The organism is Streptomyces sp. NPDC104202, from assembly GCF_055584185.1.
This window is the reverse complement of sequence record NZ_JBVJMN010000044.1, coordinates 50,762-71,626: the sequence shown is the minus strand read 5'-3', so window position 1 is coordinate 71,626 and position 20,865 is coordinate 50,762. Positions and strand designations below refer to the sequence as shown.

23 protein-coding genes are annotated in these 20,865 nt (G+C 73.5%); 12 read left to right on the top strand and 11 right to left on the bottom strand.

From position 1 onward, the window contains the following. The coding region (locus ACZ60W_RS25690) for a flavodoxin family protein (RefSeq protein WP_469757723.1) at window positions 1-628 on the bottom strand (628 nt) is incomplete at its 3' end. A 188-nt stretch (window positions 629-816) separates the two neighbouring features. Between ACZ60W_RS25690 and ACZ60W_RS25685 the strand changes: the two genes are divergently transcribed. Next, entirely contained in the window at window positions 817-1,746 is a 930-nt protein-coding gene (locus ACZ60W_RS25685; protein WP_469757722.1) for a DMT family transporter, read from the top strand. Here ACZ60W_RS25685 and ACZ60W_RS25680 read toward each other — a convergent pair. Together ACZ60W_RS25680 and ACZ60W_RS25675 are read right to left on the bottom strand one after the other, a co-directional pair. Further along, on the bottom strand, window positions 1,649-2,533 hold the full coding sequence (locus ACZ60W_RS25680) for a LysR family transcriptional regulator (protein ID WP_469757721.1): 885 nt from the start codon (window positions 2,531-2,533) through the stop codon (window positions 1,649-1,651). The genes ACZ60W_RS25685 and ACZ60W_RS25680 overlap by 98 nt on opposite strands. Next, window positions 2,533-2,943 carry a PLD nuclease N-terminal domain-containing protein gene (locus tag ACZ60W_RS25675; protein ID WP_469757720.1) on the bottom strand — a complete coding sequence of 137 codons (411 nt, stop codon included), beginning with the start codon at window positions 2,941-2,943 and terminating at the stop codon, window positions 2,533-2,535. Before ACZ60W_RS25675 ends, ACZ60W_RS25680 begins: the two co-directional genes overlap by 1 nt. 89 nt (window positions 2,944-3,032) lie before the next feature. On the opposite strand from ACZ60W_RS25675, the gene ACZ60W_RS25670 reads away from it, so the two are divergent. Further along, complete coding sequence (locus ACZ60W_RS25670) at window positions 3,033-4,490, top strand: menaquinone biosynthesis decarboxylase (protein WP_469757719.1); 1,458 nt, start codon at window positions 3,033-3,035, stop codon at window positions 4,488-4,490. Further along, window positions 4,487-5,389, top strand: a complete 903-nt coding sequence (gene mqnP / locus ACZ60W_RS25665) for a menaquinone biosynthesis prenyltransferase MqnP (RefSeq protein WP_469757718.1) — start codon at window positions 4,487-4,489, stop codon at window positions 5,387-5,389. The genes ACZ60W_RS25670 and mqnP overlap by 4 nt, the downstream gene beginning before the upstream one ends. A gap of 19 nt (window positions 5,390-5,408) precedes the next feature. On the opposite strand, the gene ACZ60W_RS25660 is transcribed toward mqnP, so the two are convergent. Next, on the bottom strand, window positions 5,409-6,131 hold the full coding sequence (locus ACZ60W_RS25660) for a TetR/AcrR family transcriptional regulator (RefSeq protein WP_469757717.1): 723 nt from the start codon (window positions 6,129-6,131) through the stop codon (window positions 5,409-5,411). Window positions 6,132-6,290: 159 nt separating this feature from the next. Between ACZ60W_RS25660 and ACZ60W_RS25655 the strand changes: the two genes are divergently transcribed. From ACZ60W_RS25655 to ACZ60W_RS25635, 5 genes are read left to right on the top strand one after another with little or no spacing between them, the layout of a single operon-like run. Then, entirely contained in the window at window positions 6,291-7,121 is an 831-nt protein-coding gene (locus ACZ60W_RS25655; protein ID WP_469757716.1) for a glycosyltransferase family 2 protein, read from the top strand. Next, complete coding sequence (locus ACZ60W_RS25650) at window positions 7,118-8,449, top strand: glycosyltransferase family 2 protein (RefSeq protein ID WP_469757715.1); 1,332 nt, start codon at window positions 7,118-7,120, stop codon at window positions 8,447-8,449. Before ACZ60W_RS25655 ends, ACZ60W_RS25650 begins: the two co-directional genes overlap by 4 nt. A 29-nt stretch (window positions 8,450-8,478) precedes the next feature. Continuing rightward, window positions 8,479-9,882, top strand: a complete 1,404-nt coding sequence (locus ACZ60W_RS25645; protein ID WP_469757714.1) for a lipopolysaccharide biosynthesis protein — start codon at window positions 8,479-8,481, stop codon at window positions 9,880-9,882. After that, window positions 9,879-10,859, top strand: coding sequence for a glycosyltransferase family 2 protein (locus tag ACZ60W_RS25640; protein ID WP_469757713.1), 981 nt, complete (start codon window positions 9,879-9,881; stop codon window positions 10,857-10,859). Before ACZ60W_RS25645 ends, ACZ60W_RS25640 begins: the two co-directional genes overlap by 4 nt. Next, window positions 10,856-11,683, top strand: a complete 828-nt coding sequence (locus tag ACZ60W_RS25635; RefSeq protein ID WP_469757712.1) for a polysaccharide deacetylase family protein — start codon at window positions 10,856-10,858, stop codon at window positions 11,681-11,683. Before ACZ60W_RS25640 ends, ACZ60W_RS25635 begins: the two co-directional genes overlap by 4 nt. 33 nt (window positions 11,684-11,716) lie before the next feature. Here the strand turns inward: ACZ60W_RS25635 and ACZ60W_RS25630 are convergent, their stop codons facing one another. The 4 genes from ACZ60W_RS25630 to ACZ60W_RS25615 are packed head-to-tail and all read right to left on the bottom strand — an operon-like array spanning window position 11,717 to window position 15,967. Then, a complete protein-coding gene (locus ACZ60W_RS25630) occupies window positions 11,717-12,574 on the bottom strand; it encodes a glycoside hydrolase family 16 protein (protein WP_469757711.1) in 858 nt (285 codons plus the stop codon). After that, on the bottom strand, window positions 12,571-12,969 hold the full coding sequence (locus ACZ60W_RS25625) for a hypothetical protein (RefSeq protein WP_469757710.1): 399 nt from the start codon (window positions 12,967-12,969) through the stop codon (window positions 12,571-12,573). The genes ACZ60W_RS25630 and ACZ60W_RS25625 overlap by 4 nt, the downstream gene beginning before the upstream one ends. Next, entirely contained in the window at window positions 12,966-14,831 is a 1,866-nt protein-coding gene (locus tag ACZ60W_RS25620) for a glycosyltransferase (RefSeq protein ID WP_469757709.1), read from the bottom strand. Before ACZ60W_RS25620 ends, ACZ60W_RS25625 begins: the two co-directional genes overlap by 4 nt. Beyond that, window positions 14,828-15,967 carry a phosphotransferase family protein gene (locus ACZ60W_RS25615; protein WP_469757708.1) on the bottom strand — a complete coding sequence of 380 codons (1,140 nt, stop codon included), beginning with the start codon at window positions 15,965-15,967 and terminating at the stop codon, window positions 14,828-14,830. The genes ACZ60W_RS25620 and ACZ60W_RS25615 overlap by 4 nt, the downstream gene beginning before the upstream one ends. 164 nt (window positions 15,968-16,131) lie before the next feature. Between ACZ60W_RS25615 and ACZ60W_RS25610 the strand changes: the two genes are divergently transcribed. After that, window positions 16,132-16,830, top strand: coding sequence for a UbiX family flavin prenyltransferase (locus tag ACZ60W_RS25610; protein WP_469757726.1), 699 nt, complete (start codon window positions 16,132-16,134; stop codon window positions 16,828-16,830). On the opposite strand, the gene ACZ60W_RS25605 is transcribed toward ACZ60W_RS25610, so the two are convergent. Beyond that, window positions 16,831-16,968: a hypothetical protein gene (locus ACZ60W_RS25605; RefSeq protein WP_469757707.1), complete on the bottom strand. Its 138-nt coding sequence runs from the start codon at window positions 16,966-16,968 to the stop codon at window positions 16,831-16,833. A gap of 112 nt (window positions 16,969-17,080) precedes the next feature. Here ACZ60W_RS25605 and ACZ60W_RS25600 point away from each other — a divergent pair, with 112 nt between their 5' ends. Both ACZ60W_RS25600 and mqnE read left to right on the top strand, forming a co-directional pair. Next, window positions 17,081-17,536 carry an Lrp/AsnC family transcriptional regulator gene (locus ACZ60W_RS25600; protein ID WP_386403834.1) on the top strand — a complete coding sequence of 152 codons (456 nt, stop codon included), beginning with the start codon at window positions 17,081-17,083 and terminating at the stop codon, window positions 17,534-17,536. Window positions 17,537-17,627: 91 nt separating this feature from the next. Further along, on the top strand, window positions 17,628-18,791 hold the full coding sequence (gene mqnE / locus ACZ60W_RS25595; protein WP_469757706.1) for an aminofutalosine synthase MqnE: 1,164 nt from the start codon (window positions 17,628-17,630) through the stop codon (window positions 18,789-18,791). A 92-nt stretch (window positions 18,792-18,883) separates the two neighbouring features. On the opposite strand, the gene ACZ60W_RS25590 is transcribed toward mqnE, so the two are convergent. Next, entirely contained in the window at window positions 18,884-19,750 is an 867-nt protein-coding gene (locus ACZ60W_RS25590; protein ID WP_469757705.1) for an AraC family transcriptional regulator, read from the bottom strand. Window positions 19,751-19,835: 85 nt separating this feature from the next. Beyond that, window positions 19,836-20,369: a GNAT family N-acetyltransferase gene (locus tag ACZ60W_RS25585; RefSeq protein WP_469757704.1), complete on the bottom strand. Its 534-nt coding sequence runs from the start codon at window positions 20,367-20,369 to the stop codon at window positions 19,836-19,838. A 168-nt stretch (window positions 20,370-20,537) separates the two neighbouring features. On the opposite strand from ACZ60W_RS25585, the gene ACZ60W_RS25580 reads away from it, so the two are divergent. Next, window positions 20,538-20,804: a DUF4229 domain-containing protein gene (locus ACZ60W_RS25580; RefSeq protein ID WP_469757703.1), complete on the top strand. Its 267-nt coding sequence runs from the start codon at window positions 20,538-20,540 to the stop codon at window positions 20,802-20,804. Window positions 20,805-20,865 lie beyond the last annotated feature (61 nt).

The window sequence follows — 20,865 nt, the reverse complement described above, 5'->3', positions numbered from 1 at the left end:
GTCCAGCTGGTCGATGTACTGGCCGATGACGAGGATCTGCTGCCCGGCGAACTTCTTCACCAGGGCCTCCGTCACCTTCCGCTTCGTCGCCGTCGGCGCGCACCCGGCCGGCGCGGGAGCCCGTGCCGGTGAGGACGCCGCCGAACCGCATCCGCAGATAGGCGGCGGAGTGGTTCAGGGTGGTCTCCAGGCCCTCCGCGACCCGGTGGTCGTCGTCGGCCATGACGGAGACCCCCCACAGGGTGCGGCCGGCCATCCGCTCCTTGAAGTCCGAGCCCGGCACGTTCAGCCAGCCCGACCAGTAGTCCAGGTAGCGCTTGGTCTGCGCCGAGAGGCTGTACCAGTACAGCGGCGAGACGATGACGACGTCGGTGGCCTCCACGGTGGCCCGGCGCAGCAGCTCCTCGGTCTCCCCGGGCTCCCGGCCCGCGTCCTCGTGCCGCCCGTCCTGGAAGTCGGGGAGCGTCAGCCGGTTGAGGTCCACCCAGCGCTGCGGGACGTCGGCGGGCAGGTGCGCGGCGGCGGCGCGGGCCAGGATCTCGGAGTTGCCGTCGGAGCGGGAGCTGCCGAGGACGAAGAGGAACGAGCGGTCGGTGCGGTCCGCTGCGGGCGCGGCGTCGAAGGTCATGTCTGTCTGCTCCGGTCTCGTCGGGTACCGGGTGCCAACTACGCCTCGCCCGAAGGTATTCCGCGTGCGCGTCCCATCTCCGGCGGCCGCCGGGCGGGGCGCCCATCGGCTCCGCCGATCGCCCCCATCGGCAGGACCCCCCACTGGCCCGTGGACCGGCCGGCGGCCCCGCTCGTAGCGTCGCCGGCATGAGAAACGAGACCAGGGGAACCGTCGAACTCACCCTCGCCATGGTGCTCTCCGGCACCCTCGGCGTCTTCGTCGTCGAGTCGGGCGCCTCGCCCTTCGAGGTCGTCTTCTTCCGGTGCCTCTTCGGGGCCGCCGCCCTCGGCGCGTACAGCCTGGCGCGGGGCTACTTCACCGGCCACGGCTTCACGCCGCGGAAGCTTGGACTCGCCGCGCTCGGCGGGGTGTTCATCGTCTTCAACTGGGTGTTCCTCTTCGAGGCGTACGAGGCCAGCTCGATCTCCCTCGCGACCGTCGCCTACCACACGCAGCCGTTCTTCCTCGTGCTGCTGGGGGCGGTCCTGACGAGGGAGCGGATCTCCGCCGGGAAGCTCGGCTGGCTGGCCGTCGCCTTCGCCGGGCTCGTGCTGGTCTCCGGGGTGCGGCCGGGGGACACCGCCTCGCTGAAGGGGCTCGGGTTCGCGCTCGCCGCGGCCGTGCTCTACGCCCTGTCGACCTTCGTCACCCGGCGCGTCACCGGCGTACGGCCCCATCTGGTCGCGCTCGTCCAGGTCCTCGTCGGCATCCCGCTCCTGCTGCCCTTCGCCGACCTGGGGGCGACGGCGGGGCTCGGCGCCGGCTGGGCGTGGCTCGCCGGGCTCGGACTGATCCACACCGGGCTGATGTACGTGCTGATGTACGCGGCCTACGCCAAGCTGCCGACCGCCAAGATCGCCGTCCTGGCCTTCACCTACCCGGCGGTCGCCCTGGGGGTCGACTGGGCCGTGTACGGCCACCACATCGGGCTCGTGCAGGCGCTCGGGGTCCCGCTGATCGTCCTGGCGAGCCTGAAGGTCACCCTCGCTGCTCCGACACGAGGCGGCGCGCCTGCTCCACGAACAGCCGGACGTGCGGCGGAAGCCGCTTCCCCCGCCGCCACGCGAGCTGGGTGAAGAGGGTGAAGGGCGCCTCCCAGTCCAGCGCCACCAGCTCCCCGGACGCCAGCTCCCCGGAGACGGCGACCCGGGGCAGCAGGGCGACCCCGAGGCCCGAGGCCACGCCGCGCTTGGTCGCCTCGATCGTGCCGAACTCCATGAACGGCGGCGCCCACTCCCGCAGCTCCCGCTCGAAGAGGTCGCGGTACGGGCAGCCCGGCTCGGTGCCCACCAGCAGGGCCCCGGCGAGGTCGGCGGCGGTCAGCCCGGCCCGGCCGGCCAGCGGGTGGTCCGGGCCGGCCACCAGGACCAGCGGCTCGGGGGCGAGGACCTCGGACTCCAGGCCCTCGTGCTCCGTCTCCGGCTCCATCAGGAAGCCGACGTCGTACGTGCCCTGCCGCAGGGCCCGGCGGGTCTCGTCGCCGAGGGTGGGCCGCAGGGTCAGCCGCACCTGCGGATAGCGGTGGTGGAAGTACTCCAGGAGCGGCGGCAGCCGGTAGGAGGTGAGCGACTCCATGGTGCCGACGGCGATCGGGCCCGAGGGCTCCGCCGAGACGGCGACCGCCGTCCGGGCCTCCTCCGCCAGCTCGGCCATGCGGCGCGCGTACGGCAGGAGGCGCTCCCCGGCCTCGGTGAGCCGGATGCGGCTGCCGAGCCGCTCGAAGAGCTCCACGCCGAGCGAGGACTCCAGGGTGCGGATCTGCGCGGTGACGCTGGACTGGGCGTATCCGAGGTCGGCGGCGGCCCGGGTGAAGGAGAGGACGTCGGCCACCTTCTCGAAGGTGGCGAGGAGCCGCAGCTCCATCAGCCCTCGGTCTCCTCGTCGCGGGCCTTGCCGCGGTCGCCGTCCTCGCCGCCCTCCCGCTTCCTCAGCTCCTCCTCGCGGCGGCGCAGGTCCGCCTCCCAGTCCTCCAGGCGGGACTCGTCGGCGGCCGGCTTCCGGTCGGCGGCACCCTCCTCGCGGAGGGACTTCAGGAACTCGGGGTTGTCGTCGGGGGCGACCCACCCGGAGGACGCGCGGTCGCCGGCGCGGGCGCGCCGCTGCTTGCCCGCGACGAACCAGACGACCGGGCCGACGATCCAGAAGAGCAGGATCACGATGACCCAGACGACCTTGGGCAGGTGCTTGACCTCGTCCTCGGGGGTGTTGAGGCAGTCGATGAAGGCGTAGATCGTCAGCGCCAGCGGCAGGATGTACATCAGTGCCCTGAGCATGCGGGAGAGCCCCCTGGAAGCAACGGCGGAGGCCGGTTCGACGGCCCCGGTGACGACTCAAGCCTAGCCGGTGGCGGATACTGGCCCCTATGGCTTACGACGATCTCCGCTCGCTGCTCAGGGCCCTGGAGCGCGAAGGCGACCTCAAGCGCATCAAGGCCGAAGTCGACCCGTACCTGGAGGTCGGCGAGATCGTCGACCGGGTGAACAAGGCGGGAGGCCCGGCGCTGCTCTTCGAGAACGTCAAGGGCGCCGCCATGCCGCTCGCGATGAACGTCTTCGGCACGGACCGCCGGCTCCTCAAGGCGCTCGGCCTGAAGTCGTACGCCGAGATCAGCGAGAAGATCGGCGGGCTGCTCAAGCCCGAGCTCCCGCACGGCTTCGTCGGCGTCCGGGAGGCCTTCGGCAAGCTCGGCTCGATGATCCACGTGCCGCCGAAGAAGGTGAAGTCCGACGGGGCGCCCGTGCACGAGGTCGTCCTCACCGGGGACGACGTCGACCTGGACCTGCTTCCGGCGCTGTTCACCTGGCCCAAGGACGGCGGCTCCTTCTTCAACCTGGGGCTCACCCACACCAAGCACCCCGAGACGGGGGTGCGGAACCTGGGCCTCTACCGCCTCCAGCGGCACGACAAGCGCACCATCGGCATGCACTGGCAGATCCACAAGGACAGCCGCAACCACTACGCGGTGGCCGCGGCGAGGGGCGAGCGGCTGCCGGTCGCGATCGCCTTCGGCTGCCCGCCGGCCGTCACGTACGCCTCGACGGCCCCGCTGCCGGGCGACATCGACGAGTACCTCTTCGCCGGCTTCGTGCAGGGCAAGCGGATCGAGATGGTCGACTGCAAGACCGTCCCGCTCCAGGTCCCGGCCAACGCCGAGGTCGTCGTCGAGGGCTGGCTGGAGCCGGGCGAGATGCTCCCGGAGGGTCCCTTCGGCGACCACACCGGCTTCTACACCCCGCAGGAGCCCTTCCCCGCCCTGAAGATCGACTGCATCACCATGCGGAAGCGTCCGCTGCTCCAGTCGATCGTCGTCGGCCGGCCGCCGACCGAGGACGGGCCGCTGGGGCGGGCGACGGAGCGGTTCTTCCTCCCCCTGCTCAAGATCATCGTGCCGGACATCGTCGACTACCACCTGCCGGAGTCGGGCGGCTTCCACAACTGCGCGATCGTCTCGATCGACAAGAAGTACCCCAAGCACGCGCAGAAGGTCATGCACGCCATCTGGGGCGCGCACATGATGTCACTGACCAAGCTGATCATCGTGGTCGACAAGGACTGCGACGTCCACGACCTGCACGAGGTGTCCTGGCGGGCCCTCGGCAACACCGACTACGCCCGCGACCTCACGGTCGTCGAGGGACCCGTCGACCACCTCGACCACGCCTCCTACCAGCAGTTCTGGGGCGGCAAGGCGGGCATCGACGCCACGAAGAAGCTGCCCGAGGAGGGCTACACCCGGGACGGCGGCTGGCCGGACATGGTGGAGTCGGACCCGGCGACGGCGGCCCTGGTGGACCGCCGCTGGAAGGAGTACGGGCTGTGACCACGGCCGCCGTACCGGGCGCCACGCCGGGGCGCACGAAGTCGTTCCTGCGCCTCGTGATGATCGAGCACTCGGTCTTCGCGCTGCCCTTCGCGTACATCGCCTCCCTCACCGCGATGTTCCGGCTCGACCGGAACGTCCACTGGTGGACGCTGTTCCTGGTGACGGTGTGCATGGTGGGCCTGCGGACCTTCGCGATGGCCTGCAACCGGATCATCGACCGCGAGATCGACGCCCGCAATCCGCGCACCGCCCAGCGCGAGCTGGTCACGGGCGCGGTGTCGGTGCGGTCGGCGTGGACCGGGGCGGGCATCGCCGTCGTCGTCTTCCTCGGCGCCGCGGCCCTGCTCAACCCGCTGTGCCTGGCCCTCGCGCCGCTCGCCGTGATCCCGATGGTCGTCTACCCCTACGGCAAGCGGTTCACGAACTTCCCGCACGCCATCCTGGGCCTCGCCCAGGCGATCGGGCCCATCGGGGCCTGGCTCGCGGTGACCGGCGAGTGGTCCTGGGAGGCGGTGATCCTCGGCCTCGCGGTGGGCGTCTGGATCGGCGGCTTCGACCTGATCTTCGCCTGCCAGGACGTCCAGGCGGACCGGGCGCACGGCGTGATGTCCGTGCCGGCCCGCTTCGGCGTGCCGGCCGCGCTGTGGGGGGCCCGCGTCTCCGCGGTCGTCACCACGGCACTGCTCGTCTGGTACGCGGTGGCGACCGACGCGGGGCTCTTCTTCTGGATCGGCCTGGTGATCGTCGTGGCCGCCTTCTGCTACGAGCACACCATCGTCAAGCCGCACGACCTGTCCCGGCTCAACCGGGCGTTCTTCACGACGAACGGCTTCATCGGCATCAGCCTGTTCGTCTGCGCCCTGCTGGACCTGCTGGTCCGCGGGCTGTCGCTCTGACGGACGGGCCGCGGGGCCGTCAGGCCCCGCCGTCGAAGCCGTCCAGGAGCGCGTCGAGGCCGGCCGCCAGGCCCTCGGGGCCGCCGCGCAGCGCGAGTGCGGGCGCCGCGGCACGCAGTCGCGGGAACGCGTCGGCCGGCATGCGGTGCAGGCCCAGCCGGAAGGCGGGATCGGGCTCGTCCGGGTTGTCGACCATGGCCCGCAGGTCCCCGAGGACGTAGCCGAGGAGCCAGCCGGTCACCGCCCGGAAGGCCGCCACGGTGGCCTCCTCGTCCCGTCCCGCCCGGCCGAGCAGGACCAGGAGCCGTTCGTGGGCCCGGAGGACGGCCGGCGGGCGGCGGGCGAGCGGGACCGCCAGCATCCGGGTGGCCAGGAGCGGGGCCACGTGGGGATGGGCGAAGACGACCCGGTAGGTGTCCCCGGCGATCCGATGGAGCTCGTCCCGCCATCCAGGTGCCTCGGGGGAGGCCGCGAGCCGTTCCTCCAGCTCGGCGTAGAGCGCCTCGACCAGGCCGTCGAGCAGCGCGTCCTTCCCGGCGGCGTACCGGTACAGCGCCATGGCCTCCACCCCGAGCTCCGCGCCGGTCCGGCGCATGCTCAGCGCGGACAGCCCCTCGCGGTCGACCAGGGCCAGGGCGGTGGCGAGCACCCGCTCGCGGCTCAGCCGGCCGTAGCGCCCGTGGTCGCCGGCGCGCCGGCCGGGCGCCCTGCGCCCCCGCGGGGGCTCCTTCTCGATCGACATGTGCCCGCCTTGACCGGAGAACATCCAGGGATAAAGTGTACATATACGTCGTAAACGTACGGTGCATTTCCCGGGCGACACGCCTCGCACCGCGTTCCGGCGGACGGCCTCCGCAGCACGGACACCGAACCGTGCACCGATTCGATCCGGAGCCCCATCATGACCACGCACCCGACCCTGTCGCAGAGCACCGACTCGCGGCCCGTCGACGACCACCCCGTACGCCGCTCCACCGACCCGCCGCCGCACCCCATGCGGCGCGCCGGCGACAAAGTGCCGACCCGGCCCGCCGTCAGCCTGGTGGTCCCGGCCCTCAACGAGGCGCGCAACATCCCCTGGGTCTTCGAGCAGATACCCGACTGCGTCGGCGAGGTCCTCCTCGTCGACGGCGACTCCCACGACGCCACCGTCCGCGTGGCGACCCAGATCCTGCCCACCGTCCGCAGCATCAAGCAGCGCGGCAAGGGCAAGGGCAACGCCCTGCGCACCGGCTTCCTGGAGGCCCGCGGCGACTACGTCGTCATGATCGACGCCGACGGCAGCATGTCCCCCGCCGAGATCCCGCACTTCGTGCACTTCCTGGAGAACGGGTACGACTTCGTCAAGGGCTCCCGCTTCGTCGAAGGCGGCGGCTCCCTCGACATCACCCGCTTCCGCCGGCTCGGCAACCACGCCCTGCTCGCCCTGGTGAACAGGCTCTACGACGCCTCGCTCACCGACCTCTGCTACGGCTTCTGCGCCTTCCGCCGCACTTTCCTCGACCAGCTCGACCTGCACGCCACCGGCTTCGAGATCGAGGCCGAGATGATCGTGCACGCCCTGCGCTCCGGACTGCGGATCGCCGAGGTCCCCAGCCTCGAACTGCCCCGGCGCAACGGCCGCTCCAACCTGCACGCGATCTCCGACGGCCGCCGCGTCCTGCGGACACTGCTGTCCGAGCGCCCCGGCGCCATGGCCGCGGCCGCCCCGCGGGAGGGGAGCACGCCGTGACCCCGGTGCCGCCCGGGCCGGCCGCGCCGATGCCCGTCGTGGACATCGACCTCGCCGAACCCGGGACCTTCCGGCGCCCCGGCGGCCGGCCCGGGGACGCGCCCACCGGCCGCGCGCTCGGCCTCGTACGGCTCCACGGACGGCCGCTGGGCATGACCGAGGCGTCCGGCCGCGGGCCCGCGGAGCTCTGGCGGGCCTTCGAGACGGCGGCGCTGCGGGAGTTCCCCGCCGCGGCCGAGGGCCACCGCCCCCGGCCCGGCGACGGACCGCCCACCCGAGGCGGCGCGCCCGAGGTGAGCGTCGTCGTCGCGACACGGAACCGCGCCGCCATGCTGCGCGACTGCCTGGACTCGCTGCTGGCGCTGGAGTACCCGCGGTTCGAGATCGTCGTCGTGGACAACGCCCCGGCGGACGCCTCCACCCGCGAACTGGTGAGCCGCCGGTACGGCGCGTCCGCCCGGCCGGGCCGCCCCGCCGTCCGCTACCTGGTCGAGCCCGTGCCCGGACTGGCCCGCGCCCACAACCGGGGCCTCGCCGCCGCCCGCGGCCCGATCGTCGCCTTCACCGACGACGACACGCTCGTCGACCGCCGCTGGCTGACCGCGCTCGCCGCGCCCTTCCTGGCCGACCCCAGGACCGGCTGCGTCACCGGCCTCATCGTCCCGGCCGAACTGGACACCGAGGCGCAGGTCGCGCTGGAGCGGCACGGCGCCTTCGCCAAGGGCTACACCCCGCGGACCTGGTCACTGAGCGCCCCGCCCGACGACCCCCTCTTCCCGTTCACCGCGGGCCGGTTCGGCTCCGGCGCGAACATGGCGTTCCGCACCGGGCTCCTGCGCGAGCTCGGCGGATTCGACCCGGCCACCGGCGTCGGCACCCCCGCGCGCGGCGGGGACGACCTGCTGTCGTTCTTCCGGGTACTGGCCCGCGGCCGCTCCCTCGCCTACGAGCCGGGCGCGATCGTCTGGCACCGGCACCGCAGGACCCCGGAGGCCCTGGAGGCGCAGGCGTTCGGCTACGGGGCGGGCCTCGGCGCCTACCTGGCCGGGGCGCTCGTCCACGAACCCCGCATGCTGCCCGCGCTACTGCGCCGGCTGCCCGGCGGGATGCGGTACGCCCTCGCCAGGAGCCGGGAACGCGCCGGGCAGGACACCCCCGCCGGCGCCCCGCCGGCGCGGCTCGCCCGTCTGGAGCTGCGCGGCCTGCTCTACGGACCGGTCGGCTACCTGCGCAGCCGCCGCGAGGAGCGGCTCCTGCGCCGGCGGTCCCCCCACCGCCCGGCCGTCCGCACCCACCCCGACACCCGGAGGCGGGGCGCAGGACGATGACCGGCCCCTCACCCCGGCGGGGACCCGCGGTGTCCGCCTTCCACGCCACCCCCGCCCCGCACCGGGCGCGGCACGCCCGGGCGACTCCGGCGCCCACCGGCGACAGGCCGCCCCCCGCCCCGCGAGGCTCCCCCGCCCCGCGCGGCTCCCTCGGCACCGCGGTCAGGTCCGGCGTCCGGTCGGTGTTCTCCCGCGACCCGCTGCTGCGCAACGGGCACCTCCTCGCCGTCAGCTCCCTCGTCAACGCCGGTCTCGGATCGGTCTTCTGGGTCCTCGCCACCCGCTGGTACGAGGACGAGGTGGTCGGCGTCAGCTTCTCCGCGCTCTCCATGGCGCTGCTGCTCGCCGGCATCGGCCAGCTCAACCTGAACGACTTCCTGGTCCGCTTCGTCCCCTCCGCCGGCCACCACACCCGCCGGCTCATCCTCACCTGCTACGCCGTGAGCGCCGGCGTCAGCGCCCTGGCGGCCACCGTCTTCGTGCTGCTGGTGCCCGTGGTCGCCCCCGACCTGGACTTCCTGCGGACCCCCGTCGCCGCCGCCTGGTTCGTCGCCGCCACCGCCGGATACGCCGTCTTCGTGATGCAGGACGGCGCGCTGACCGCGGTGCGCCGCCCCGGCTGGGTGGTCGCCGAGAACACGGTCTTCGCCGTCGTGAAGATCGCCCTGCTCGGCATGGGCGCGGTGCTCGCCTTCGAGTCCGGCATCCTGCTCTCCTGGGCGGGGGCGCTCGCCGTCTCCCTGCTCGTCACCAACTACCTGCTGCTGCGCCGGGCCGTGCCCGAGCACGTCCGGACGTCGACGACGGCGCAGCGCCCCGAACGGGCCCTGCGCTACGCGGCCGCCGACTACTTCGGCTCGCTCTTCCGGATGGCGGCGTACACCCTCGTCCCGCTGATGGTCCTCAACGCCCTGGGCGCCGAGCAGAGCGCCTACTTCTCCCTCGCCTGGGTCGTCGGCTACGTCCTCTACCTGGTCGCCCGCAACCTGGGCAGCTCCCTGGTGGTGGAGGCCGTGCGGGACCCCGCGCACCTGGCCGACCACGCGCGCAGGGTCCTGCGCCACACGGGCCTCCTCCTCGGGTCCGGCGTCCTCGTCCTGGTGGCCCTGGCGCCGCAGATCCTCTCCGTCTTCGGGGCCGCCTACGCCGACCAGGCCACCACCCTGCTGCGGCTGCTGGCCCTGTCCGCGCTGCCGAACATCGTCGTCAGCATCGCCATCGACGTGTCGCGGGCCCGCCGCAGGCTGCACTGGGCCGTCGGGCTCCAGATCGCGGAGTGCGTGCTCGTGCTCGGGCTCACCAAACTGCTGCTGCCGGTCCTGGGGATCACCGGGGCCGGGGTGGCGTGGCTGGCGGCCACCTCACTGCTCGCCGCCCTGCTGCTGCTCCTGCGCACGCGCTGGCTCACGACCGAGACCCGGAGGTCCTCGTGAACACCCTGCCGAGCGTCACCGTCGTCGTCTGCGCCTACACCCTCGACCGGTGGGACGACATCCGGGCGGCGATCGGGTCCCTGCACGCCCAGCGGCACCCCGTGGACGAGATCGTCCTCGTCGTCGACCACTGCCCCGAGCTGTACGAGCGCTCCCGCGCCGCCTTCGACGGCATCCGCGTGCTCACGAACACCGGGCGCCAGGGGCTGTCCGGCGCCCGCAACACCGGTGTGGAGGCGGCCCGTTGCGAGGTCGTCGCCTTCCTCGACGACGACGCGGCCGCCGAACCCGACTGGTCCGCCGGGCTGCTGGCCCGCTACACCGGCCCCGACGTGGCCGGAGTCGGCGGCCTGGTCCGGCCGCGGTGGGCCACCCGGCGGCCCGCCTGGTTCCCGCCCGAGTTCGACTGGGTGGTCGGCTGCTCCTACCACGGTCTGCCCGACCACCTCGCTCCGGTGCGGAACTTCATCGGCGCCAACATGTCCTTCCGGCGCTCCGAGGTCCTCGCCGCCGGCGGGTTCCGCGCCGACCTGGGGCGGGTCGGCGCCCGTCCGCTCGGCTGCGAGGAGACCGAGCTCTGTCTGCGCATCGCGGCCCGCCGCCCGGACGCCATCCTGCTCCACGAGCCCGCGGCGGCGGTCCGCCACCGGGTCCCCGCCGCCCGCGCCACCTGGTCCTACTTCGTCTCCCGCTGCTACGCGGAGGGCCTGTCCAAGGCACAGGTCGCCCGGCTCGGCGGCAGCCAGGCCGCCCTCGCCAGCGAGCGGGCCTACCTGCGGTCGACCGTCCCCCGCGCCGTCGCCCGCGCCCTGCGGCCCGGCCGTCCGGCCGGCCTGCGCACGGCCGGAGCCCTCGCGGGCGGCGTCGGCCTGACGGTCGCGGGGTACGCGCGGGGCCGCGCCCGGCGCCCCGCCCCCGCCGGGACGGACGCGGCGCCGGCGCGGCGGCCCGCCCCGGCGGCCGGAGGACGGCCGTGAGCGCGGGCCCGGCGGCGGACGTCCCGCGCAGCCCCGTCCCCGTCTTCCTCTACCACTCGGTGGCCGACGACCCGCCTTCCTGGATCGCGCCGTTCACGGTGAGCCCGCGGACGTTCGCCGAGCAGCTGGGCCAGATCGCCGACAGCGGCCTACGGATCGTGCCCCTGCGGCGGCTCGTCGCCGCGCAGCGCGGAGGCCCCCCGCTGCCGGACCGCTCGGCGGTCCTCACCTTCGACGACGGCTTCGCCGACTTCCGCGCGACCGTGCTCCCGCTGCTCACGTCCTGGGGCCTGCCCGCCACCCTGTACGTCACCACCGGCGTCCTGGACGACACGGCCGAGGGCCCCTTCCCGCCGGGGTCGCGGATGCTGAGCCCGGCCCAGCTCGCCGAACTGGACGCGCTCGGCGTGGAGATCGGCGGCCACACGCGCACCCACCCCCAGCTCGACACGCTCCCGCCCGGCCGGCTGCGGGACGAGGTACGCGGATGCGGACGGCACCTGGAGGACGTCCTGGGCCACCCGGTGCACGCCTTCGCCTACCCGCACGGCTACTCCAGCCGCGCGGTGCGGGCCCAGGTCCGCGAGGCGGGGTGGAGTTCGGCCGCGGCCGTGCGCGACGCGTTCAGCTCGGCGGACGACGACCCGCTGCGCATCGCCCGGCTGATGGTCCGCGCCGACACCGACCGGGACCGGTTCCGGTCGTGGACCCGCGGCGACGCGGCACCGGTCGCGCCGTTCCCCGAGGGCGTCAGGACCCGGGGCTGGCGCGCCTACCGGCGGCTGCGGGCCCGGCTGAACGTGCCCTACCGGGCCCTGTCCTGACCCGGCCCCCGCCCCGGGCGGCCCGCGGTCGCGTCACTTCTGCCAGACCCGCACCCAGTCCACCGTCATCCGGGCCCGGTCGACCGCGTCGGGCGGCGCCTCGGGCACGCCGACCGCCAGGTTGATCAGCACCTCCATGGGCACGTCCGGGATCTTCTCCGGATCCGTCACCCGCATCCGCTCGACGCCGTCGACGTACCAGACCAGCGCGTCGGGCTGCCACAGCAGCCCGAAGACGTGGAACCGCTCCGAGAAGTCGGAGGGGCCGTACTCGCCGCGCTGCCGGGCCCGTTCCCCGGCGGCGTCGATCCAGTGCACGTACATGTTGACCCGGGTCGTGGAGCCGATGAACTCCATGATGTCGATCTCCGGCGGGGTGAAGCGGGACGCCGGCATCATCCAGAACGCCGGGAACATCCCCTCCTCGCCCGGCACGCGGATCGCGGCCTCGAAGTACCCGTACGTGAAGGTCCGGCGCGGCTCGCCGTACCACTGGTCACGACCGGTGGAGATCATGCCGGACCGCCACGGGTAGGTCTTGTCGTCGCTGCCCTCGGTGTCGCGGCGCTCGGCGGTGAGCGTGAGCTCCCCGTCGTCCACGGAGACCTGCTCCGGCAGGTACCACTGCAGCTCGTCGTTGCCGCTGTTGGTGCAGCCCTCCTTGTTCCAGTCGTAGCAGGTGGCCCACAGGGCCGAGTCCAGGTCGGAGCCGTCGAAGCCCTCGTCCAGGACGAGCTTCCAGGGCCCCGGGGGCACCGGTGAGGACACGGAGGCGGGGGTCGCGGACGCGGACGGCGCGGGCGTCGCCGCGGTGCCCGCCGGGCCGCCGCAGGCGGTGAGCGCCAGCAGCGCCGCGGCCAGCGCCGGCCCCGCCGTCCGGCGGCGGGTCACCGCGGGCCGCCCGGGTGCGCACCGGCCATGGCGTCCGGCCCCGCACGCCGGCGGCCGGGCAGCAGCGCGAGGACGGACGTCAGGCCGGCGAGCACGAGCAGCGCCCGGGTGGCGGTGAAGACCTCCCCGAGGAAGAGGCCCACGGCCACCAGGGCGGCCAGGGCGAGGCCGAGCGTCAGGGTGAGCAGGGCGGCCTCCAGGACCTCGTACCGGTGCGCGTCCCGGCCGGTGGCGGCGGACGGCCGCAGCGCGAGGACGGCGGCGAGGCCGGGGCAGACGAGCAGGAACAGGGTCACCGCCGCCACGCGCACCGGCGCCGCGTCCGGCAGCAGGGTGGCGAGCAGCGCGAGCCAGCCCGACGCGGCGAGCCCCAGGCGGGGGAGGGTCACGGTCACGGCGGGCCTCCGACGGGTCGCGGGGTCACGTAGCGGTAGACCACGGCGTCCTCGTCCGCGTACACCCGGGTGAACCCCGGGGCGTCGGCGAGCGCCGCCCGCAGCCGCTGCGACATGTCGCCCGGCAGGTCTCCGGTGAGGTAGGCGTTCATGTCCTGGGCCCGGCTCAGCACCAGGTACACCGGCCGCTCGGGGCTGGCGCCGTAGGCGAACGCGGTCACGCCGGACAGCGGGTCGATCAGCAGGCGTCTGACGTCCTTGGGATCCTGGTAGGCCAGCATGATCCGTCGGTGCTGCTCGTAGCCCACGTCGAGGCCGGGCACGTCGGAGGTGAGCGTGATGACCGTCGAGCCCGGCGGGGCGTGCTCGGTCACGTAGAGGGCGGCGGAGACCTCGCCGAGGGTGTAGTAGCTGGCCGCCTCCTTGCCGTAGTAGCCGAAGAAGAGGCCGCCGAGCAGGGCCAGGAACAGGGGGTAGACGACGAACGCGCGGGCGGCGGGCCGCCGGTCGCCCGGTGGCAGCAGCAGCGCGGCGGCCAGGAACGCGGCGGCGGGCAGCGCGAACAGGTACGCCCGGAAGAGCATCTCGCCGCCGTAGGCGTTGACGGCGAGCAGCGGGAGCGGGGCCACCGCCAGCAGGGGCAGCCCGGAGCGCCGGGTCCAGCGGCGGACCAGGAAGCCGGCCACGGCCAGGACGACGACCGCCGCGGACAGCCCCCGGTCGACCCAGGACAGCAGGATCTGACCGGGAGCGGCGTCGCCCAGCGACGTCAGCCCGGACGCGACGTTGTCCTCGGGCCGGAAGACGGAATCCACCAGCTTGTCGATGTGCTCCGAGAGGTACGAGCGGGCCGCGGTGGCGTCCCACACGGTGGTGAAGACGAGCGTGACGGCGAGCGGGGGCAGCGCCACCCGGCGGTTGCGGCGCGGCAGCGACAGGGCCACCAGGGCGCTGATCAGCATCAGCGGGGTGAGCGGGTGCGAGACCACGATCGTGGCCACGAGCACCACGACGGCCGCGAGGAGCGCCGGCGGCCAGCCGCCGCGCCGCCGTGGATCGGGCCGCGGGTGCGCCGACGACGGCAGCTGCCGGAAGACCAGGGCGATGACGGTCATGAAGAGCAGGAAGGCGAAGGCCTGCGGTGCGAAGTAGTCCTGCCCCACCCAGGAGCAGCTGTAGAAGACCCACACCGCGCCCCAGACGAGCCGCCGGTCCCTCGTCACGCTCCGGTACAGCAGGAGCAGCGGGCCGAGCAGCAGGGCGTTGGCGAAGGCGGGCGTCCAGGCGGCGTAGCCGACGGCCGAGTCCAGTCCGGTGGCCCGCAGGAACAGGGCGTTGAGCTGGAAGAAGCCCGGCCAGTCGTTGTAGACGGAGAACTTGTCGGCGTTCGGCACCTCGCCGTCGTGCCGGATCATCGCGTCGATGACCGCCAGGTGCTTCCAGGCCCACGAGTAGCGCAGCGTCGGGTAGAGCAGGGTGGGGGTCGCGTGGACGAGGGCGATCAGGCCGAGGACGTAGCCCGCCAGCCAGGCGCCGTGGGTGCGGCGGTCGCCGAGGGCGAGGCAGAACCCGAGGGTGAGCAGGGCGGTCGCGACCCAGAAGAGCGGGGGCAGCACCTGGAGCAGTCCGAGGTCGCGCATCCGTTCCAGCGGGACCGAGCGCAGCGAGAGCAGCCACAGGGCGAGGGAGACGGGGAGCGCCGCGCGGACGGCCCAGCGGCGGGCGGTGGCGGAGCGCGATGCCGCCGGCTCCCGGGAGGGCGGCCCGTCTCGCGCGTCGGCCGGGCGGGGGGCGTCGCGCTCCCGGTCCGGCCCCGGGGCCACGCGGGAGCTGTCGCGGGCCCGGTCCCGCCCGCCGGTCATGGCGTGCCCGGGCTCCGGGCGGCGGCGCGGAGCACGGGGGCGACCGTGCGCTCCAGCCAGCGGCGGCTGTGGCCGAACTGCCGTGTCTTGCGCAGGTTTCCCGACACGTGCCACAGCCAGGTCAGCAGGGGCAGGGCGGTCGGGTCGCCGCCGCTGTCGGGGTCGACGCCGTGTGCCGCCAGCAGCGCGCGGTCGTCGGAGGGGAGCCGTCCGCGGTCGAGGACGTCGGCGACCTGCTGCCCCAGCGGGGGGCCGCCGAGCGCCTCGCGCGTCGCGAGGAGGAGGGTGCAGGCGTCGATCCCGGCCGGCCCGCCGGCGTCGGCGTCGCCCCAGTCGAAGACGCCGGTGACCCGGGTCGCGTCCTCGTCGAGCAGCACGTTGCCCAGGTGGAAGTCGCCGTGGGTCCAGCCGCGGGTCAGGGTCGCGCCGGCCAGGGCCCCGTCGAGTCTGCGGCGCACCGGGTCCAGGTCCGCGGGCCCTCCTCCGGGACGGCGGCGGGCGATCCGCCCGGCCAGGACGTCGAGTTGCGCGTGCGCCCGCCCGGCGGTGTGGGCCGCGGCCGGTTCGCTGCGGCCCGTCGCGCCGCGCAGGGCGGCGAGCAGCCGGAGCGAGGCGGTGACGCCGTGGCGCGGGTCGAGGAGTCCGCCGGGGACGAGCGGGGAGGCGGGGACGCCGGTGAGCCGGGTCTGGACGAGCGGCCGGTGGAGGGCGCCGCCGCCGGGCCGGTCGCCGACGGCCCGGGGCAGGAGGGGGCGCCAGGGGGCGAGGCGCCGGTCGGCCTCCAGCGCGCGCAGGCGGTCCCACTCCTCGGCGAGGATCTCGGAAGCCCCGTCGGTGCGGGGGTACTTGACGACGAAACCGCCGGCGTCCTCCCACTCCACCGCGAAGACCAGCAGCGACGTGTCGTCGAGGGTGCGCCGGGGCATCACGGTGACCTCGGCGGGGCCCGTCGGGTCGACCATGCGGTGGGCCGCGGTCCGGTCGGCGCGTGCGCCGAGGGGCCGGGGGGCGCTGAGCGGGACCAGGCCGAGCAGGGGCTCCCAGCGGCTGTGGGGGGCCCGGCGCGCCGCCGGACGCGCGGCGCTCGCGACCTGCTGGGCGCGAGCGTACCGATCAGCGATCCACAAGACGGACATATCGGTACCAACTCTAGAACACCCCCTGTGCGCCTGCCTGAGGGGAGAGTCCGGGCGGCCCCGCCCGGCCCGGGCGGTCCGGGCCACGGGCGGGCGGGCGCCGGGCCTTGCCCCGGCCTGGCTTTCCCCGGCCGGATAGGCTCACCATCGTGGAGTCGCAGGAGATGAAGAGTCGTCGGCCCTGGGTGGTGGGGGTCTCGGGGGCGTCGGGTACGCCGTACGCCGCCGCCGTGCTGAGGGGGCTGCTCGACGCCGGGGAGAGCGTCGATCTCGTGGTGTCGCGGGCCTCGCGGCTCACGCTGCTCGACGAGACGGGGATCGCCTTCCGGGACGCCCACTGGCGCGAGGACCTGGCGGCCTGGCTGGCGCGCGGCGCCGACGGGAAGCCGGACGCCTTCGACGTCTCGGGCGCGCTCGGTGACGTGCGGTACTGGGCGGCCGGCGACCTGGCCGCGGGGCCGTCCTCGGGTTCGTACCCGGCGAAGGGGATGCTGGTGGTCCCGGCCTCGACCGCCGCGGTGGCGGGTGTGGCGCTCGGGCTCTCGAAGGACCTGCTCCAGCGGGTGGCGAGCGTGACGCTGAAGGAGCGGCGGCCGCTGGTCGTCGCCGTGCGGGAGACCCCGCTGAACGGTCAGACGCTCAAGCACATGGTGGCGCTGGACGAGGCGGGCGCCGTGGTGCTGCCCGCCTCTCCGGCGTTCTACGCGGGGGCGACGCACATCCAGGATCTGGTGGACTTCGTCGCCGGGCGGGTGCTGGACGCGGCAGGGGTGCCGCACCGGCTGTACCGCCGTTGGGAGGGAGAGCTCGGCCGTGGGGGCGCTGCTGCTGCCCGGCGGGACGAGGGGGACTCCCGGTCGTGATCAGCGCTTCTTGGCGCGCTTCTTCGCGGCGCGCTGCGAGGCGGCGGACGGCTGGTGGGCACGCGAGCGGTTGGCCAGGTCCTGAAGCTCGCGCATGCGTGCGTAGGCCATCTCGATCGTGTACACGGTGAACACCACTCCTGAAAGATCGTCTTTGATCTGCTGAAAGATTCACAGGGCGTCTTCCCTGTGTACCTTAGATTCTATACCTAAACTCGCGGTATCGCTGGACAATGGAAGGTTCTTCCCTATGGACGCCGTGGACAGGCAGCTCATCCAGGCCCTGCGTGAGAACGGCCGTGCCTCGTACGCCGAGCTCGGCCGCCTCGTGGGGCTCTCCGGCCCCTCGGTCACCGACCGCATCAACCGCCTCGAAGCGGCGGGTGTCATCACCGGCTATCGCGCCACCGTCGACGCCGCCTCGCTCGGCCTCGGCGTCACGGCGCTGATCGGCATCTCCCTCTCCGACGCCGCCGACCACGAGGACGTGGCCCGCCGGCTCAAGGACCTGGCCGAGATCGAGGACTGCTGGTTCATCGCCGGCGACGACTCGTTCATGCTCAAGGTCCGCGCCAACGACGTCGACGGCCTGGAGAAGACGATCCGCCGGCTCTCCGGCACCAAGGGCGTCTCCCGCACCCGCACCACGATCGTCCTCTCCACGAAGTGGGAGAACCGGGTCGGGGAGCTGCCCGAGGAGGAGTGACGCGGACCGGCGACGGGGGTACCTCCCGCCCCGAAGGCGGGGGAGTACGGTGGTCACGCCTGAATTCGGAGATAAAAGGAGGCGGCCGTACATGGACGCGGGACTCAAGCGCGAACTTGAGCAGAAGGTCCGGGACGGTGAGCGGCTGAGCCGCGAGGACGGCATCGCGCTCTACGCGTCCGACGACCTCGCCTGGCTCGGCGGTCTGGCCCACGAGGTCCGGACCCGCAAGAACGGCGACGTGGTGCACTTCAATGTCAACCGGCATCTGAACATGACCAACGTCTGCACCGCCTCCTGCGCCTACTGCTCCTTCCAGCGCAAGCCGGGCGAGAAGGACGCGTACACCATGCGCATCGAGGAGGCCGTGCGCCTCGCGAAGGCGATGGAGAACGAGAACCTCACCGAGCTCCACATCGTCAACGGGCTCCACCCCAACCTGCCCTGGCGCTACTACCCCCGCTCCCTCTCCGAGCTCAAGAAGGCGCTGCCGAACGTCTCCCTCAAGGCGTTCACGGCCACCGAGATCCACCACTTCGAGACGATCTCCGGGATGTCCGCCTCCGACATCCTCGACGAGCTCATCGAGGCCGGTCTGGAGTCCCTGACCGGCGGCGGCGCCGAGATCTTCGACTGGGAGGTCCGCCAGCACATCGTGGACCACCGCACCCACTGGGAGGACTGGTCCCGGATCCACCGCCTCGCGCACGCGAAGGGGCTCAAGACCCCCTCGACCATGCTGTACGGGCACATCGAGGAGCCGCGCCACCGCGTGGACCACGTGCTGCGGCTGCGCGAGCTCCAGGACGAGACCGGCGGCTTCCAGGTCTTCATCCCGCTGCGCTACCAGCACGACTTCGTCGACATGCAGGACGGCAAGGTCCGCAACAAGCTCCAGGCCCGCACCACGATGGCGACCGGCGCCGAGGCGCTGAAGACCTTCGCGGTCTCCCGGCTGCTCTTCGACAACGTCCCGCACGTCAAGGTCTTCTGGGTCATGCACGGCGTGCAGACGGCGCAGCTCGCGCTCCAGCACGGCGCCGACGACATGGACGGCTCGGTCGTCGAGTACAAGATCACTCACGACGCCGACAACTACGGCACCCCGAACAAGCTCGGCCGCGAGGACCTGCTGGAACTGATCCGCGACGCCGGCTTCCGCCCCGTCGAGCGGAACACCCGCTACGAGATCATCCGCGAGTACCCGGGCCCCGACCCGGAGCGGCGCGAGTCGCCGCAGCTCATGCGGTTCTGAGGCGTACGGCGAAGGGGGGGGGGGGGGAAGAACCCCCCCCCCCCCCCCCCCCCCCCCCCCCCCCTCCCCCGTGTCCGCCCCCGGGACGGTCCTCAGGACTCCCTGCGCTCCACCGGGATCCACAGCTCCGCCCGCGCCGTCGTCCAGTCCGCCGAGGGCCGGACGCCCAGCAGCTCGGGGCCCGGCCGGCTCGCGTACGGGTTGGACGGGAACCACTGGGTGAAGACGTCGCGCCAGAGGTACTGGAGCGACTGCGGGAACGGCCCGTCGTCCTCGAAGACGGCCCAGGTGCCGGCCGGCACCTCCAGCGCGTCGAACTCCGCGGGGACCGGGGCGGTGCTGACGGCCCCGTGCCAGTAGTCCAGCTCGGCCCCCTCCTCCCGGCTCTCCGTGAGGTGGGTGACGGCCGAGATCACACCGGCCGGACTGCCGTCCGAGAGGAGGGCGAGCCGGTCCAGGGCCTCCTGGCCGATGGACCTGATGTGCGCCGCGATCGCCGGGTTCTCCCCCTCGTGGACCAGGGGGACCCTGGCCCCGCGCCCGATGATCCTGAAGGCGCCGTTCTCCACGACCCTGTACCGCATGGTGCTGTTCCCTTCGACGACGAGGCGGAAGGACATCCGCGGCTGGGAGCGCAGCGCCGCGCCGGTACGGCGGGCCTCCCCGGGGCCGACGCCGTGCACCGCGCGGAACGCGCGGGCGAACGACTCCCCGGAGCCGTAGCCGTAGCGGACCGCGATCTCCAGCAGCGTCCGCTCCCCGGCGAGCACCTCGGCGCCCGCGACGGTCAGCCGCCGGCGCCGGACGTACTCCGACAGGGGCATCCCGGCCAGCGCCGAGAACAGCCGCCGGAAGTGGTACTCCGAGGTGGCCGCGATCCGGGCGAGCACGGCCGGGTCGAGTGTGCCGCGGAGGTGCTCCTCGATGTGGTCGAGTGCCTCGTTCAGCCGGTCCAGCACGTGGTCCGTCCTTCCTGTTCCGTGTCCTCACCGTAGGAAGGCCGGGGCGTCGCGGACCCGGCAATCCGTGCCCGGTCCTGTCGGGTCAGCGCAGGGGCAGCAGCATGATGATGTCGTCACGGTCGTCGCCGGGGGCGACGCGGATGGCGTCGGGGACGCGGCCGACCTCCTTGTAGCCGCACTTGGCGTAGAAGGCGTCGACGCCGGTGCCGCCGCGGCAGGTGAGCCGGACGGCCTCGATCCCGGAGAAGCCCTCGGCGGTGCGGGCGGTGTGCTCGACGGCGGCCATCAGGTCGGTGCCGTACCCCTTGCCCTGGTGGGAGGGGTGGACCATGACGGTGTAGAGCCACACCCAGTGCGTCATGAGGGGGTGGCCGTTGAAGGTGAAGAACGCGGTGGCGGCGACCGCGCCCTCCTCGTCGCGGCCGACCAGGAGGCGGGTCTCGCCCCGCTCCATCGCGACGAGGTGCCTGAGCAGCGCGGGGCGGATCTGGTCCGCGGTGACGGGAGGGACGAAGCCGACGGCGCCGTCGGCGTTGGAGACGTCGGCCCACAGGGCGAGCACGCCGTCGCGCAGGGCGGTGTCGACGGCGGGGTCCACCTCGAAGGTAAGGGTCATAAATGCATCGTATCTATTACCCTGCGGGCTCCTCAAGGGTTCCCGGACCCCGGTCGCGCGGACCGCGGGGACGGGTGGCAACCCCGCTCCCGGCGGAGGTTCCCACCCGTGCTTCACTGGAGGGACTCGTCCTGTATGGGATCTTTCGGAACGGAAGAGTGGACTGACATGCTGCGCTACACCCTGCTGCGGCTCGGGATCTTCGCCGGGTGCTTCCTCGCCCTGTGGGGCCTCGTCTACGCCGGCGTGCTGCCGCGCGGCCTCGGCGACTCGAACCTGCTCTGGGTCCTCGTCCTCTCCCTCGTCATCTCCGCCCCGCTGAGCTTCGTCCTCCTGCGCGGCGCGCGCGACCGGGCGAGCGCCGAGGTCGTGGCGAAGGTCGACCGGGCCAAGGACCGGCTCGCCGCGAACCGCTCGCAGGAGGACGCGCTCTGACCGCGCCCGAACCGTGCGGAAGTCGTGTAAAGGCTACGTAAGGTTCATCACAGACCGCACC